This window comes from Cryocola sp. 340MFSha3.1 (assembly GCF_000383315.1).
GTDB lineage: Bacteria > Actinomycetota > Actinomycetes > Actinomycetales > Microbacteriaceae > Leifsonia.
The window spans coordinates 1,794,850-1,808,531 of the sequence record NZ_KB911087.1; the positions used below are offsets into that span (position 1 = coordinate 1,794,850).

14 protein-coding genes are annotated in these 13,682 nt (G+C 68.0%); 8 read left to right on the forward strand and 6 right to left on the reverse strand.

Features of this window, described 5'->3' with window-relative positions; translation table 11 throughout:
• Positions 1–12 precede the first annotated feature (12 nt).
• The gene (locus tag H284_RS0108550; RefSeq protein ID WP_018189389.1) at positions 13–1,083 is read right to left on the reverse strand and encodes a BMP family lipoprotein; all 1,071 of its coding nucleotides are present in this window, start codon (positions 1,081–1,083) and stop codon (positions 13–15) included.
• Complete coding sequence (locus H284_RS0108555; protein ID WP_231371124.1) at positions 1,004–1,846, reverse strand: GntR family transcriptional regulator; 843 nt, start codon at positions 1,844–1,846, stop codon at positions 1,004–1,006. Before H284_RS0108555 ends, H284_RS0108550 begins: the two co-directional genes overlap by 80 nt.
• Positions 1,847–2,135: 289 nt before the next feature.
• Here H284_RS0108555 and H284_RS0108560 point away from each other — a divergent pair, with 289 nt between their 5' ends.
• From H284_RS0108560 to H284_RS0108585, 6 genes are all read left to right on the forward strand, one after another.
• Positions 2,136–2,369 (forward strand): histidine ammonia-lyase, encoded by a 234-nt coding sequence (locus H284_RS0108560; RefSeq protein WP_231371125.1) that lies wholly within the window; start codon positions 2,136–2,138, stop codon positions 2,367–2,369.
• Positions 2,370–2,477: 108 nt separating this feature from the next.
• A complete protein-coding gene (locus H284_RS0108565) occupies positions 2,478–2,768 on the forward strand; it encodes a hypothetical protein (protein ID WP_155885451.1) in 291 nt (96 codons plus the stop codon).
• Between the two features lie 154 nt (positions 2,769–2,922).
• Positions 2,923–3,363: a DoxX family protein gene (locus H284_RS0108570; protein WP_018189386.1), complete on the forward strand. Its 441-nt coding sequence runs from the start codon at positions 2,923–2,925 to the stop codon at positions 3,361–3,363.
• A gap of 372 nt (positions 3,364–3,735) precedes the next feature.
• Positions 3,736–4,203, forward strand: coding sequence for a MarR family winged helix-turn-helix transcriptional regulator (locus tag H284_RS0108575; protein WP_020075920.1), 468 nt, complete (start codon positions 3,736–3,738; stop codon positions 4,201–4,203).
• Between the two features lie 130 nt (positions 4,204–4,333).
• Positions 4,334–6,610 (forward strand): transglycosylase domain-containing protein, encoded by a 2,277-nt coding sequence (locus H284_RS0108580; protein WP_020075921.1) that lies wholly within the window; start codon positions 4,334–4,336, stop codon positions 6,608–6,610.
• 99 nt (positions 6,611–6,709) lie between these two features.
• Complete coding sequence (locus H284_RS0108585) at positions 6,710–7,294, forward strand: TetR/AcrR family transcriptional regulator (RefSeq protein ID WP_020075922.1); 585 nt, start codon at positions 6,710–6,712, stop codon at positions 7,292–7,294.
• Positions 7,295–7,330: 36 nt separating this feature from the next.
• On the opposite strand, the gene H284_RS0108590 is transcribed toward H284_RS0108585, so the two are convergent.
• The 4 genes from H284_RS0108590 to H284_RS0108605 are packed head-to-tail and all read right to left on the reverse strand — an operon-like array spanning position 7,331 to position 11,674.
• Positions 7,331–7,801, reverse strand: coding sequence for an SRPBCC family protein (locus H284_RS0108590; RefSeq protein WP_029042872.1), 471 nt, complete (start codon positions 7,799–7,801; stop codon positions 7,331–7,333).
• A gap of 46 nt (positions 7,802–7,847) precedes the next feature.
• Positions 7,848–9,572, reverse strand: coding sequence for a glycoside hydrolase family 13 protein (locus tag H284_RS0108595; protein WP_020075924.1), 1,725 nt, complete (start codon positions 9,570–9,572; stop codon positions 7,848–7,850).
• A 9-nt stretch (positions 9,573–9,581) separates the two neighbouring features.
• Positions 9,582–10,490: a Gfo/Idh/MocA family protein gene (locus H284_RS0108600; RefSeq protein WP_020075925.1), complete on the reverse strand. Its 909-nt coding sequence runs from the start codon at positions 10,488–10,490 to the stop codon at positions 9,582–9,584.
• Complete coding sequence (locus H284_RS0108605; protein WP_020075926.1) at positions 10,487–11,674, reverse strand: ROK family transcriptional regulator; 1,188 nt, start codon at positions 11,672–11,674, stop codon at positions 10,487–10,489. The genes H284_RS0108600 and H284_RS0108605 overlap by 4 nt, the downstream gene beginning before the upstream one ends.
• Positions 11,675–11,839: 165 nt before the next feature.
• On the opposite strand from H284_RS0108605, the gene H284_RS0108610 reads away from it, so the two are divergent.
• On the forward strand, positions 11,840–12,592 hold the full coding sequence (locus tag H284_RS0108610; RefSeq protein WP_020075927.1) for an amino acid ABC transporter ATP-binding protein: 753 nt from the start codon (positions 11,840–11,842) through the stop codon (positions 12,590–12,592).
• A gap of 73 nt (positions 12,593–12,665) precedes the next feature.
• Entirely contained in the window at positions 12,666–13,604 is a 939-nt protein-coding gene (locus tag H284_RS0108615; protein ID WP_020075928.1) for a glutamate ABC transporter substrate-binding protein, read from the forward strand.
• Positions 13,605–13,682: the final 78 nt, after the last annotated feature.

Below are 13,682 nucleotides of genomic sequence, written 5' to 3' on the forward strand. Positions count from 1 at the left end.
CGCTGGTGCTTCCTACTTGCCGCTGTAGAAGCTCGGGTAGCCCTGGTCGACCACGTTCCAGACCTTGAGGGAGCCGTCGATGATCTTCTTCTTGAGCGCGTCGACCTTGTCGATCGTGGCCTGCCCGATTGCGTCCTTGGTGTACTTGAAGTCGGTGAGGCCGACCCCGTCCTGCGCCAGGCCGTAATAGACCGTCTTGCCGCCGGGGAACGAGCCGTCGGCGTACTGCTTGACGATGTCGGCGACGGCGACGTCCGTCTTCTTCACCATGCTCGTCAGGACGCTGCCCGGTGCGATGCCGTCCTGGTCGCCGTCCACTCCGATCGCGTAGTGGTCGGCGTCCTTCGCCGCCTGGATGACGCCGGAGCCGGTGCCGCCGGCCACCGCGTAGACGATGTCGGCGCCCTGGTCGAACATCGACTTGGCGAGCTGCTGGCCCTTGGTCGGGTCGGCGAAGCTGTTGGCGTACGCGGTGAGCACCTTGACGTTCGGGTCGACGTCGTGGGCTCCCTGGATGTATCCGACCAGGAACTTGTCGATGCCGACCGACTGCGTGCCGCCGATGACGCCGATGACCTTCTCGGGGTTGATCTTCGGGTCCGACGTGTTCGTGGTCTGCATCGCGGCGAGGGCGCCTGCCAGGTACGACCCCTCCTGCTCCTGGAAGAGGACGGAGGCGACGTTCTTGCCCTTCGCGGTGGCATTCACCAACACCCAGTCGGTCTTGGCGTAGTCCGCCGCGACCTTCGAGAGGATCTCGTTGTGGGAGTACTCGAGGTCGACGACCAGGCCCAGGTTCTGCCCGCCTGCGCGGCGGAGGATCTGCTCGCCCTGGCCGACGACGTCGGAGGACTCGATCGGGGAGCCGGTCATCCCGTTCGCCTTCACTGCGGACTTGAAGCCCGAGTAGGCCAGGTCGTTGTACGACTGATCGCCGAGACCTCCCTGCGCGATGACGAGCGCAGCGGACTTGGCGGGGCCCGACGACGAGGACGATCCGGCGTCAGCGGCGCATCCGCTGAGCAGCAGCAGCGAGGCCGCCGCCGGAACGAGGAAAGCTGTGAGTGCGGTCTTCTTCTTCATGGGTCACTCCGGGGTTAGAGGGGGCGAAAGTGATGTGGTACAGGTACTGCGATCCGAGATAGCGGGCTCGCACGACTTCGACCAGCCGGCCGGTGGTGTCACGTGAGTCTCGGACGATTTCGATGAGCGCCGTCCCCTCGTCGACGTTCAGGACGGCGGCGTCGGAGGCGTTCGCGTTGATCGCGCGCAACGTCTCCTCGCCGGAGGCCAGGAAGATCCCGTGTGTCTGCAGCGACTGATAGAACGAGAAGCCGGGCGCCGCGGCCGTCTGCTCGTCCATCCCCAGGACATCGACGACATCGGCCGGCACCAGCGCACGATGGATGCCGACGGGGACACCATCGACGAGGCGGAGTCGCTCGACGGACACCACGGCCTGGTCCTCGGTGAACGACGAGTCCGGCCGCCCGGACGCATGCGGCTCGAAGCGGTCGAACGAGAGGAGCTCGCTGCCGGGCGTCAGTCCCAGCCCGTGGACGTGCTCGGAGAAGCTGGTGAAGTCGGGCAGCTGGCGTTCCATCGGCCGCGCGTTGACGAAGGTGCCACGACCCTGACGACGTGAGATGAGACCGCGCTCGATCAGGAGGTCGAACGCCTTGATCACGGTTGCGCGGCTCAGATGGTTCTCGCTGGCGAGGGCGTTCTCGCTGGGCAGGAGATCGCCGGGCTGGAGCTGCTCCTCGGCGATGAACGCCTGCAGTGCGTTGGCCAGCTGGAGGTACATGGGCGGGCCTCCACGACCCTGCTCGAGCGCAACTTTCATGCTGGATCCCTCTCGGTGCAACGACGGTGTTGTCGTCACATTGTCACGGTTGACCAGTTGTCCGGTCAAGTGGAGATTGTCAGACCGGAACGCGTAACGGAAGAGACGAAACAGCGAATTTACATAGGGGGTCGGAGCTGGAAACACGCCCCTAGAAACGACGGACGCTTCGCCCGTTCGAGGCCGCTGCACTGATCGGCGCCCACGGGAGCTCGGGATCGATCACGTACCCTGACAGAAGTTTCGGAACATGGACGCGGGGCGCGATGGCGGCAGGAGGAGGAGCACCATGAGCGTTGCATTCCCGGAGGGGATGATCTCGGTCACGACCGCGGACGGCGACATCGTCATCCTCCGCATCTGTGACCTGTGCGGTGCGGCCGTCGTCGAAGGTGAGGGCACCGACCTCGCGTTCCATAAACGCTGGCACCGGCTCACCGGCTCGGGCAACTGGATCGACCCGGCGACCGGCCGCCATCACGGCCCAGAGAACCCGGCTTACCCGGGCGCGTCGCCCTCCTGAGCGGGTGCGGCGCGTGTGGCTGATGTCCACGTCGCGTCCGCCTGGTTCATCGCGCCGCAGTGCGTGCCATGATCGATTTTCGTGGTCGCCCTCATTCCGCTTGTCCTCGTGCTCGCCGTGGCGGCAGTCGGCGGGTCATCCATCTGGCTCATGGAGCGCTCGAGACGCCGCGTCATTTCACCCAAGGGCGTCGTCGGAACGGTCCGCGAGAAGCGGCATGTCGATGAACACGGTGAGCTGCGGCTGCCTTCTCGGGGCGCCGGGGCCGGCGAAATCAGCGTCTCCCCGGAGTCGTACGTGCTCGGCATCCAAACATCCACCGGGTATAGAGAGATCGTCGTCGATCGCGATGTGTTCGATGCCGTGGAGATCGGCGACACGTTCCCGGACACCGACTGACGGCCACGACGCGAGATCGCGATCGATTCGGTTCACCTGACACGCCGCTGTCCGGCGATTCCCGGAGCATGTCCACCGGCGCTCCAGAAAGCGTTGCGAGGGTAGACCGCACGGTGCATCCCGCACCGGACGTCACCACGACCTGGAGGACTCCATGAGCCCACGCGCAACGTCTCGACCGTCGACTCGCGACCTCGGTCTGCTCCTGCTCCGCATCGCCGTCGGAGGCATACTCATCGCCCACGGCATCCAGAAGCTGTTCGTCTACACCCTGCCCGGGGTGACGGAATCCTTCGCGGGGATGGGTGTCCCCGCCGCGGAGGTCGTGGCGCCGGCGGTCGCGACCATCGAACTGCTCGGAGGTGCGCTCATCGTGGCGGGAGTCGGCACACGCATCGCCGGGCTCTTCGCCGCGGCCGCGATGCTGGGCGCCGTATTCACGGCCCACATCTCCGCCGGCTTCTTCGCCAGTGACGGCGGATTCGAGTTCCCGCTGCTGCTGGCCTGTGCGGCCGTCGCGCTCGCCCTGACCGGTCCCGGACGCCTGTCCTTGCACGCAGCCGTCCTGCATGGGCGGATGCCGCTGGCGGCCTGAGCCCGGTCGGTCGAGTTCGAGGGAAAACCGCGGCGTGCGGGATCGGCGACGTCGTTCCGACGACAGTTCTCACGTACGCATAGCGAACTCGCAGAAAAAATAACGACTTGATAACTAGATGCCGTTACCTCTTCGTTATATAGTTCAAGAGCAATGGTTGTTTGCTGTGGCAGCCATCGCGGAATGTGATTGCAGGACACTCTTGGTGCAAGGGAGAGGGCCGGCCGCTAGCCTCTGCGGCCGGCCCTCAATCTTTTGTCTCCCCGTCCTCTCCTTCCGCCCTCGCCGGTCCCCCGTGGTGGCACGGATGTCGGCCTCGCGCGCATGATGAGAAGATGCGAATGCATTGAGCTCGCGTAGGGAGGACGGGTCATGGCCGAGAGCGCGACGGCGGCGGAGTCGACGAAACGCGCCCGCATCAGCGCCGTCTCCGCGTGGGAGTCGCTGTTCCGGGCCCAGGTCGCCGTGATGCGGACGTTGGCGGCCGAGTTCCCCACCCGCGACATCTCGTTCAACGAGTACGACGTCCTGTTCAACCTGTCGCGGCAGCCGAACCGCGAACTGCGGCTGCGCGACCTGAACAAGCACGTGCTGCTCACCCAGCCGAGCGTCAGCCGCCTGGTCGACCGGCTGGTGGCGCGTGGGCTGGTGGCGAAATGCCCGGAGCCGTCTGATGCGCGCGGCACGGTGATCCGCCTGACCGACACGGGATACGACATGTTCCGCCGGGTCGCCGTCGATCACATGAAGACCATCACAGATCGCGTCGGCGGTCGGTTGACTCCCGAGGAACTCGAGACCCTCGCCGTGCTGTGCGACAAGCTGCGCGACGCCTCCTGACGAAGGTTTCCACAGGCCCAGCGGTCTTCGTTCTCTCCACCAACCTGAGCGTGCGGGTCCCGGACCCGTCGGATGCGACGCGTATCATTGCCGCCACGGACGGATGGTTGTTCCACGAGGGAGAAGACGCATGAGATGGGGATGGGCGCCTGCCCTGGCCGGCTTCGTGGCACTGAGCGGACTCGCCGGTGTGCTGGCTGCGGCGGCGGTGACACCGGCCGTCGCGCTCACGGGCAGCGCGGCCGATTCGACCATCAGCGTCTTCGACGGGCTGCCCGAATACATCAAGGTCGAGCCGCTCGCGCAGGCCTCGACGATGTACGCCCTCAGCAACGGCCAGCAGGTCCCGATCGCCAGCTTCTACTCGCAGAACCGCGTCGAGGTCGGCTGGGACGGCATCTCGCAGAACCTCAAGGACGCCGCGATCGCCACGGAGGATCCGCGGTTCTATGAGCACGGCGGCGTGGATGTCACGGGCACCGTGCGCGGGGCCGTTCTGACGGCGCTGCACAAGTCGGTGCAGGGTGGCTCGTCGATCACCCAGCAGTACGTGAAGAACATCCTCGTCCAGCGCTGCGAGAACAAGCAGCCGGACCCGACCGCGACCGAAGCGGTCCAGAAGAAGCAGCTGACGGTCTACGAGGCCTGCTACGACGACGCGACGAAGGTGGACCCGTCGCGCAAGCTGAAGGAGATGCGCTACGCGATCGGGCTCGAGAAGGAGTACTCGAAGAACGACATCCTTCAGAGCTACCTGAACATCGCGCTCTTCGGCGGTCGTGTGTACGGCGTCCAGTCCGCTGCCGAGTACTACTTCGGCGTCGCGGCGAAGGATGTGAACATCCAGCAGGCGGCGACGCTGATCGCCATCCTGAACAACCCCGACAACCTGCGCATCGACCGGCCGGACGAAAAGGAGAACGGCGCGGCCAACGGGTACAAGGAGACCCTCGACCGTCGCAACTACGTGCTCGATCGGATGTTCGCCAACGGGAAGATCACCAAAGAGGAGCACGACGCGGCTCGGGCCACCAAGGTCGAGCCGAAGATCACCCCGACGCAGAACGGCTGCATGACGGCGCAGCAGTACAACGCGGCCTTCTTCTGCGACTACGTCGAGCGCACCATCGAGCAGAACCCCATCTTCGGGAAGACCGAGGACGACCGCTCCAACTTCCTCACCCGCGGCGGTCTCAAGATCTACACCACGCTCAACCTCGACCTGCAGAGCCAGGCTCAGGCTGCGATCAGCGCGTACATCCCGCCGGCCGACCCGCGCCTCGATCTCGGATCGTCGAACGTCTCCGTGGAGGTCGGGACCGGGCGCGTCGTGACCATGGTGCAGAACCGGCCGTACGACAACACGGCGAATCCGGCCCCGGCGACGACGGCCGTCAACTACAACACCGACTACGACTACGGCGGCTCCGAGGGCTTCCAGACCGGTTCGGCGTACAAGGTGTTCGACCTGCTCGAATGGCTGCAGGAGGGGCACTCGCTCTATCAGACGGTGAGCGGAACCCAGCACGTCTTCCCGCAGACGCAGTTCCACGCGAGCGACCCCTGCAACGACATCGGCGGGGCCCCCTGGAACGTCTCCAACGACGAGGGCGAGAGCGTCACGGCGACGACCGTGATGAATGCGACCGCGCAGTCGATCAACACCGTGTTCGCGAAGATGGCGACCCAACTCGACCTGTGCGGCATCAAGCAGCGCGCCCAGGATCTGCTGGTCCACGGCGCGGACGAGGCGGCGAACCCGTTCATGGCCAACCCGTCGGCCGTGCTCGGTACGAACTACATCGCGCCGATCACCATGGCCACCGCCTACGCGGGCCTCGCCAACAACGGCGTCGCCTGCAGCCCGATCGCGATCGACAAGATCGTCGACGCCGACGGTGCCGAGCATGCGGTGCCCAAGACGGCGTGCTCGCCGACGCCGATCGACCCGCAGGTCGCCGCTGCCGCGATCTACGCGCTGCAGGGCGTGCTGCGCGGAGGCGGCACAGCGTCGTCGGCCAACCCCGGCGACGGCATCCCGATCTTCGGCAAGACCGGCACGACCGACAACTCCGTCGAGAACTGGCTCGTCACCTCCACCACCAAGGTCGCTCAGGCCACCTGGGTCGGCAACGTCCAGGGCGGCGTCGCGCTCCGCAGCCAGAGCTTCCAGGGCATCGGGGGCGGCAACGTCAAGTTCTCGATCGTCAAGCGGATCCAGACGGCGCTGAACGCGGCGTACGGAGGCGGGGCGTTCCCATCGCCGAGCGGCAAGTTCACGACGGCTCCGGTCGCACCCAAGCCGCCGACCGCTCCGGGGGCGCCGACGGCACCCGCACCGGGAGCCGGCGGCAACCCCGGGAACGGTGGCGGCCAGGGCGGTCCGGGCAAGCCCGGTAAGCCCTGATCGAGCCGCGAGTCGGCCCGGCCTTCGCACGCCGAAGGTCGGCAGCAGAGTCCACTGCTGTCTAGCCAGGCCGCCCGATATCCGGACTAGTGTTATCGCGTGGGACGCACACCAGATCCGAACCGCAAACCGGAACTGCTCGGCCGCATCATGGAGCACGTGGCGACGGAGCCGCTCTCCCGCATGACCTTTCGCAGTCTGGCCAGCGCCCTCGGGGTGAGCACCTACTCGTTCGTCTACCACTTCGGCTCCCGGCAGGAGATGATCGACGCCATCCTCGAGGAGGGCGTCCGTCAGCAGACCGAGTCGCTCGCCGGCGTCGACGTCACGGCGTTCGACCGCGACCAGTTCCACGACTGGTACAAGGAGGCGTTCCGCCACTCCCTGCGCGAGAACAACCGCACCGGGCTGCGGCTGCAGTTCGAGGCGGGAGCCCTGGAGCCGATCGACCCCGACATCGGCAAGCGCGTGACCACATCCTTCATGCAGTGGCGTGACACGGTCAAAGCGTGGCTCAAGAAGCAGGGCATCGAGACCCGGCGGGCGGGCATCCTCGCCACCTGGCTCGTCGACTCGGCGGCCGGACTCCACTTCGGCTTCCTGATGACCGGCGACCGAAACGGCACCGTGCAGGCGTTCGACGTGTTCCTCGTCGCGTTCCTCCGCGAGGCATTCGACGCCTGATCGGGCGACCGCGCCGCCCAACCCGCGAGCGGACGCCTACCGCGCGTCGCGCTCGGCCACCGTCTTCACACCCTCCAACATCTGCGCCCAGTTCGCCCGGGAGTGCTCGGCGGCCTCCCGCGTCGGGTTGTTGTCCTGGTCGAGGGTCACGCGCGTTCCGCCGGGGATCTCATCCAGCTCGAACCGGAGGGTGTGATAGTTCTCCGGTTCGTCGGGCAGGCCGCTCAGCGGGCTGAAGTGCGTCAGCACAATACGCCACGGCTCCTCGCGATCCTCCAGCTCGATCACCCGACCGTGGTCCTCGAACGCCTTGCCCTGCCATTCGCCGCGCCAGACGATCTCCGACCCCAGGCGCCAGTCGGACACCACTTCCGCGCCGAACAGGATCTCCGGACGCGCGCCGTTCGTGGTCAGCACATCCCACACCGCACGCCGTGGTGCGGCCACGTCGATCTCCGCACGCGCCACATAGTTGCCCATCGTCGCCTCCCGGGTCGTGTCGCCCATCCCACACCCGGCGCGCCGCCCGCGCAAGGAAGACCTGTCGCGAGGCTCAGCCCCGGGAGTAGACCACGGCCTCCCAGGGGCGGAGCGATCCGCTCGTCACCTCGGTCGCGGATCCCAGGTTGGAGAGCACCAGTTCGGCCGCAGGCGCATCGCCGCCACCGACCGCCCAGGCGGGAAGCTGCGCGGCATCGAACGTCGTCGGCTCGCTGCTGAGGTTCGCCAGCACCAGCAGCGACCGGTCGCCGAGGCTGCGGGTGTATGCGAAGACCTGGGGATGCTCCGGCAGCACGAGCGCGTAGTCCCCGGTCGCGACGACCTCCGACCTGTGGCGCAGGTCGATGAGCGCGCGGTAGTGGGCGAACACCGAATCGGGATCGGCCACCTCGGCTTCGGCGTTGATCTCGGCCGCGTTCGGGTTGACCGTGATCCACGGCGTCCCGGTGGTGAAGCCGGCGTGCGGACCGGGCGTCCACTGCATCGGAGTGCGGGCGTTGTCGCGGCTGGTCCGCCGCAGCGCCGCCAGCACCTCCTCCGCGGGTGCGCCCAGGATGTCGACGGCTTCCGCGTAGTGATTCAGCGACTCGATGTCGCGGAAGTCGTCGATCGAGGAGAACGGGACGTTCGTCATCCCGAGCTCCTCGCCCTGGTAGACGTACGGAGTGCCGCGCATCAGGTGCAGGACCGTCCCGAGCGCCTTCGCCGACGGGATGCGGTGCTCGCCGTCGTCGCCGAACCGGCTGACGACGCGCGGCTGGTCGTGGTTGTTCCAGTACAGGCTGTTCCAGCCGAGGTCGGCGAGTCCTTCCTGCCATGTGGAGAGGTTGCGCTTGAGGTCGAGCACGCTGAGCGGGCGGTGGTCCCACTTGCCGCCCGGTCCGTGGTCGAGGTCGACGTGCTCGAACTGGAACACCATGTCGAGCTCGCCGTTGCGGGGGTCGGTGAAGCGTCGGGCCTGCTCGATGTCGACGCCCGGCATCTCGCCGACCGTCAGGTACCGGTCCTCGCGGCCGGCGAACACGCGCTCGTGCATCTCGTGCAGGAACTCGTGGATGCGCGGGCCCTGCGCGAAGTACGGGTACGCGTCGCCGTAGAGGGCGCCCTCCGGGACGACCCCGTCGGGCAGCGAGGTGACCTTGGAGATGAAGTTGATGACGTCCATCCGGAAGCCGTCGACCCCGCGGTCGAGCCACCAGTTCATCATCTCGTAGACCGCGTCGCGGACCTCCGGGTTCTCCCAGTTGAGGTCCGGCTGCTTGCGCGAGAACAGATGCAGGTAGTACTCGCCGGTCTGCGGGTCGAGCTGCCAGGCCGGTCCGGAGAAGAAGGAGCCCCAGTTGTTCGGCTCCGCGCCCTGTTCGCCCGGCTGCTTGCCCTCGCGAGCGGGACGCCACCAGTACCAGTCGCGCTTGGGGTTGTCCGTGGAGGACGCAGACTCGATGAACCACGGATGCTCGTCGGACGTGTGGTTGACGACGAGGTCCATGACCAGCTTCATGCCGCGGGAGTGCATCCCCTCGAGCAGTTCGTCGAAGTCGTCGAACGTGCCGAACAGCGGGTCGATCGCGCGGTAGTCGCTGATGTCGTAGCCGTTGTCGTCGTGCGGGGACGCGTAGATCGGCGAGAGCCAGACCACGTCGACGCCGAGTTCGTTCAGGTAGTCGAGGTGCTCGATCACCCCGCGCAGGTCACCGATCCCGTCTCCGTCGCTGTCCGCGAAGCTGCGCGGATAGACCTGATAGACGACCGCCGACTGCCACCACTTGTCGCTCACGCGCCCACCCTACCGGGGCAGCAGGATGCGTCGCCCGGCGCGCGCGGACTCCCGCGCCGCGACGGCCACACGCAGTGCCTCGACCGCCGAGGAGACGGGTGCTCGGGTGGTCGGCACGCCCGCGGTCACGCAGTCGAGGAAGTAGCGCGCCTGCGCGGCGAACGCGTCGCCCGCCTCCTGCTCCGCCACATCCACCCCCGTGTCGCCGAGGACCTCGAACGTCGTGCGGAACGGCTGGCCCTCCGGGAGGTCGGACACGCTGAGCACCTGCGCGACACCGCCGCCCTCGTACTCGATCGTCGTGGTGACGGGGACGCCGAAGCCCGTACCCGCCGACGGGATGCTGGTCACGGCGACAGCGCGACCCAGGTAGGCGGACGCCTGGTCGATGTCGTGGATGGCGAAGTCGACGAGCATGCCGCCGGACCGCGATTCGTCCTCGAGCCAGTCGTAGCCGACCGGGGCCGCCGAGATCCGCGACGCGCGCACCACGCGGGGACGGCCGACGGCGCCCGCCGCGACGCGCTCCGCCAGCGCCGCGTATCCGGGGAAGAACCGGACGACGTGCGCGACCATCAGCGTCCCGCGCGCCCTGCCAGCCGCGGCCTCCACGCGCTCGGCGTCCTCCACAGTGAGCGCGATGGGCTTCTCCAGCAGCACGTGACGGCCCGCCTCGAGCGCCTGGATGGCCAGATCGGCGTGCGATGGCGTGGGAGTGCAGACCGAGACGATGGTGACGGCGGGGTCGTCGAGCGCCTCCTCCAGCCGGGTGGCCCAGCGGGCGTCGGGCGCCTCCGGGAGATCCGGGCGGCGGCGCGGCGACACCGCGTAGAGCACCGGGACGTCGTTGGCCGCCCATGCCGCCGCGTGCGCCCGGCCCATCCGGCCGGCGCCGACGATGGCGACGGCCTGGGTCATCGGACGACGAGGTCGACGCGCGCGGGGTCGAACACCGAGTCGAGGATGAGCCGCCCTGCCCCGCGGATGCCCGCCTGCTCCTTGGCGACGCTCACCGCGATGTCGAGTTGGTCGGTGATCATCGGCAGGCAGTCCGAGTAGATGGCGGAGCGCACCCCGGCGACGAACGCCTCGGCCTCCCCCAGGATGCCGCCGAGCACCAGGCGCTGCGGGTTGAAGAAGTTCATGATGGTCGCCAGGACGCCGCCGGTGCGGAGGCCCGCCTCCCGGAGCTCCTGTGTGGCGCGTGGATGCGCGTCCCTGGCGAGTGCGAGCACCTCGCGGGTGTCGGAGATCTCGACGCCGGAGGATCGCAGCGCCTGGACGATCGCGGCGCCGCCGGCCACCGCATCCAGGCAGCCGATCCGGCCGCACGAGCAGAGCACCGCTGGGGCGCCGGGGACGGTGACGTGGCTGATGTCGCCCGCCATGCCGTGGTGCCCGTGGTAGACGCCGCCGAAGGCGACGATGCCGCAGCCGATGCTCGATCCCGCCTTCACGAACACGAGCTCGCCGACATCGCCGCCCAGGGTGTCGTACTCGCCGAGCGCCATCAGGTTGGCGTCGTTGTCCGCCGCGGCGGGGAGGCCGGTGATCGCGGAGAGCTCGGCCGCCACATCCACACCGTTCCAGCCGGGCATGCGCGAGGGCGACACCATGCGGCCGGTGGTGGAGTCGACGGGGCCGGGGAGTCCGATGCCGAACCCGCGGAGCGTCTGGCCCGGCTGCGCGTGCGCCTCCGACAGCTCGGCGCTGACCTCGGCGATCCAGCGGAGCACGGCGGCAGGGCCGGTGGAGATGTCCATCGGCTCGGTCCGGGATGCGAGCACGCGCCCGCTGAGATCGATGAGCCCGAAGGTGGCGTGGTGAGAGCCGAGGTCTGCGGCGCAGACGACGCCGGTGGACGCATCCACTTCGAGGGCGCGCGGGCGGCGACCGCCGTGGGAGACGCCCGCACCCGCCTCGCGGAGGTAACCGGCGGCGATGAGGGCGTCGACGCGCTGCGAGACCGTCGAGGGCGAAAGGCCGGTGCTGCGGGCGAGATCCGCTCGCGACCGGGACCGGCCGGAGCGGACGAGCTCCAGGATGCCGCCCGGAGTGCCCGGTCCGGTCAGGACGGGCGCCCCCTCCATCGTGCTCGTCATCGCGGCATCCCCTCTGCGGCGATGGGCCTGCTGCCCGCCGTCTTGCGTCGAGAATACTGTACCGACTTCGTTCGATTTCGGATTAACTAATTTCGATATTGCGATCAACGGGCGATACTTAGTACGCTCATCGAAACCTTCCCGACGACGATGCGAGGACCCCCGATGACAGCAACCGACGCCCGGCCGATGGTGAGCCTGCGCGCGGTCGACAAGCACTTCGGCGACCTCCACGTGCTGCAGAACATCGACCTCGACGTCGCCGAGCGCGAGGTCGTCGTCGTCATCGGGCCGTCCGGGTCCGGCAAGTCGACGCTGTGCCGGTCCATCAACCGCCTGGAGACCATCGACTCCGGCGAGATCCGCGTCGACGGCAAGCTGCTCCCGGAAGAGGGCGCGCCGCTCGCCAAGCTCCGCGCCGAGGTCGGGATGGTGTTCCAGTCGTTCAACCTGTTCGCCCACCGGACGATCCTCGACAACGTCACCCTCGCTCCCCTCAAGGTGCGCAAGCTCGGCAAGGATGCCGCACGCGCCCAGGCGATGGAGCTGCTCGACCGGGTCGGCATCGCCGACAAGGCCGACAGCCACCCGGCCCAGCTCTCCGGCGGCCAGCAGCAGCGCGCGGCCATCGCCCGTGCTCTCGCTATGCAGCCGAAGGTCATGCTCTTCGACGAGCCGACCAGCGCCCTCGACCCCGAGATGGTCGGCGAGGTGCTCGACGTGATGACCTCCCTCGCGAAGGAGGGCATGACGATGATCGTCGTCACCCACGAGATGGGCTTCGCCCGGCGCGCCGCCGACCGCGTCGTCTTCATGGACCGCGGGCAGATCGTCGAGCAGGCCGCCCCAGCACAGTTCTTCGACTCCCCCGCCACCGAGCGGGCGAAGTCGTTCCTGGCCTCCGTGCTCTCGCACTAGCACCCGCACCGCACGAGGCCGCGCACCACCGTTCCACATCACACCGAAGTCCAATCAGAAAGGGATGCATCCCATGACCCGCAGCATCCGCAGGAAAGGCGCCGTCGCCGGCGTCCTGCTCGCGGCCGTGACGCTCGCCGTCACCGCCTGCTCCGGCAACACGGCACTGCCCGGCAGCGACGCGAGCTCGACCGCGTCGGGGGACTCCGTCCTCGCCGGCGCCCCCGTCGCGAAGGCCGACCTCATCCTCTCCGGCTCGACCATGGAGAAGATCAAGAAGCGCGGCAAGCTCATCGTCGCCGAGGCGCTCGACGCCCCGCTGCTCTCGCAGCAGGACCCGACCGACCCGCAGAAGGTCAACGGCTTCGACGCCGAGCTGGCCAAGCTGCTGGCGATCTACATCATCGGCAAGCCGAACGTCGAGATCGTTCCGCCGGCCTCCGAGACCCGCGAGGCGATGCTGCAGAACGACACCGTAGACGTCGTCTTCAACACGTACACGATCACCGAGGAGCGGGCCAAGCAGGTCGACTTCGCCGGCCCCTACTTCGAGTCCGGTCTTGCGGTCGCGGTCAAGAGCGACAACAAGGACATCAAGAGCTACAAGGACCTCGACGGCAAGAACGTGATCGTCGGCGCCAACACGCCGGCCGTCACCGAGGTGCCGAAGATCGCCCCGAAGGCGACGGTCACCGCGTTCGGCACCGACCCGGCCGCCGTCCAGGCGCTCATCCAGGGCCGCGGCGACGCCTACGTGCAGGACTACACGCTCCTCGCGAGCGACGCCGCCAGCGAGAAGCAGATCAAGGTCGTCGGGCAGCCCTTCACCAAGGAGCCGTACGGCATCGGCCTGAAGCACGGTGACGACGACTTCAAGAAGTTCGTCAACGAGTGGCTGAAGACCATCCAGAAGGACGGCCAGTGGGGCAAGGCGTGGAAGACCACGCTCGGCACCGTGACCGACTCGGACACCCCGACGCCGCCGGAGATCGGGTCGGTTCCCGGCTCCTGATCCGACCGCACCAGACCGGCCGGATGCGCGCGAGAGGCACCCACACAGGCCCGCGCGCATCCGGCCCCCCACTCCCCG

Excerpts from the sequence above, each read along its gene's own strand:
- H284_RS0108550 (WP_018189389.1), bottom strand. The coding sequence starts at position 1,083 with ATGAAGAAGAAGACCGCACTCACAGCTTTCCTCGTTCCGGCGGCGGCC.
- H284_RS0108555 (WP_231371124.1), bottom strand. The coding sequence starts at position 1,846 with ATGAAAGTTGCGCTCGAGCAGGGTCGTGGAGGCCCGCCCATGTACCTC.
- H284_RS0108560 (WP_231371125.1), top strand. The coding sequence starts at position 2,136 with ATGAGCGTTGCATTCCCGGAGGGGATGATCTCGGTCACGACCGCGGAC.
- H284_RS0108570 (WP_018189386.1), top strand. The coding sequence starts at position 2,923 with ATGAGCCCACGCGCAACGTCTCGACCGTCGACTCGCGACCTCGGTCTG.
- H284_RS0108575 (WP_020075920.1), top strand. The coding sequence starts at position 3,736 with ATGGCCGAGAGCGCGACGGCGGCGGAGTCGACGAAACGCGCCCGCATC.
- H284_RS0108580 (WP_020075921.1), top strand. The coding sequence starts at position 4,334 with ATGAGATGGGGATGGGCGCCTGCCCTGGCCGGCTTCGTGGCACTGAGC.
- H284_RS0108590 (WP_029042872.1), bottom strand. The coding sequence starts at position 7,801 with ATGGGCGACACGACCCGGGAGGCGACGATGGGCAACTATGTGGCGCGT.
- H284_RS0108600 (WP_020075925.1), bottom strand. The coding sequence starts at position 10,490 with ATGACCCAGGCCGTCGCCATCGTCGGCGCCGGCCGGATGGGCCGGGCG.
- H284_RS0108605 (WP_020075926.1), bottom strand. The coding sequence starts at position 11,674 with ATGACGAGCACGATGGAGGGGGCGCCCGTCCTGACCGGACCGGGCACT.
- H284_RS0108610 (WP_020075927.1), top strand. The coding sequence starts at position 11,840 with ATGACAGCAACCGACGCCCGGCCGATGGTGAGCCTGCGCGCGGTCGAC.
- H284_RS0108615 (WP_020075928.1), top strand. The coding sequence starts at position 12,666 with ATGACCCGCAGCATCCGCAGGAAAGGCGCCGTCGCCGGCGTCCTGCTC.